Origin of the sequence: Halomonas sp. 3F2F, assembly GCF_014897805.1 — a bacterium.
In the GTDB taxonomy this organism is placed as follows: domain Bacteria; phylum Pseudomonadota; class Gammaproteobacteria; order Pseudomonadales; family Halomonadaceae; genus Vreelandella.
Genome location: NZ_JABUZE010000161.1, coordinates 1 through 922, shown reverse-complemented (window position 1 = coordinate 922; position 922 = coordinate 1). Strand labels below are relative to the sequence as shown.

2 protein-coding genes are annotated in these 922 nt (G+C 57.5%); both read right to left on the bottom strand.

The window, feature by feature from the left end:
• Window positions 1–235 (bottom strand): hypothetical protein (locus tag INT21_RS20480; protein ID WP_226917020.1); only part of this gene is annotated, 235 nt, incomplete at its 3' end.
• Window positions 229–922: transposase (locus tag INT21_RS16820; protein WP_193085498.1), on the bottom strand; the 694-nt coding region annotated here is incomplete at its 5' end. The genes INT21_RS16820 and INT21_RS20480, both read right to left, overlap by 7 nt.

Here is a 922-nt window from a genome sequence, read left to right as displayed (position 1 = left end):
CCTGAATCCGTGAAGCTGGCGCCGATACTTTCCCTATCAACACCAGCACGTATTTTTTGACCACCGCTACCGTCTCAAGCGAACAACACATACCGGCTAGTGCCGCTTCTTGTTGCATTGATCGGCGTTGACAGCCTATTTTGTCGTGCATTTCAACCGATCGAGCACGGTGACTTTGGCTAACAGTATCCGTTAGCCCGCGACTGCGCTGCCTTGCCCAATAAACGGTCAGCATGGCGACCTTTTTGGATAACGCAGCCGAGTACGCAGGGTATTGAGCACCGTCATCCGCCCAACATCCTGCCCAAAATCAAGTATCACCTGCCGTGCTTTGTGAATGACGATGGCGGCGCGATGCACAAGCTCCTGAAGCACTGTCCGTATCCGACGCCGCTTGGCAGGATGACGAACGGGGCTCAGCTCGCCGGTCATGCCCAATTGCCCCATCAACCGCAGGATGTTGTAGGCCAGCTGGGCCAGGTGCAGGATAAGATCGTTAGTGGCGAACTTGCCCGAAGGCAGTCGCTCCAGGTCGAGATCGGTCTTGATCTCGCTGTGGAACTGTTCGTGGGTCGCATGCGCTTTATAGCGCTGAATAACCGCCTCCGGCGACTCTTCCAGACTGGTCCACCAGCCTTCCAACTCATACGTCGGTTCGAGCAGCAGTTGCCCATCGCGATCGGCGGTACGTTCCACCAGGCGCATCACGCGCTTGACCACATACTCGACCTTGTCGACCGTGAGTGACGCGCTCTGCGCCCATATGGCTTGACGCTTGCCTGGGCGCAGTTCTTCCCAATAGCTGGCCGCCACCACGCGCCAAGTATCCAGATCCGCCTTGGCCGAGTCCCGGGGGTTCCACTTGACGATGTAGTCGAGTTGGCGACCGTCTTTGGCAAACGCTTGGCGGTGTTGTTCAATC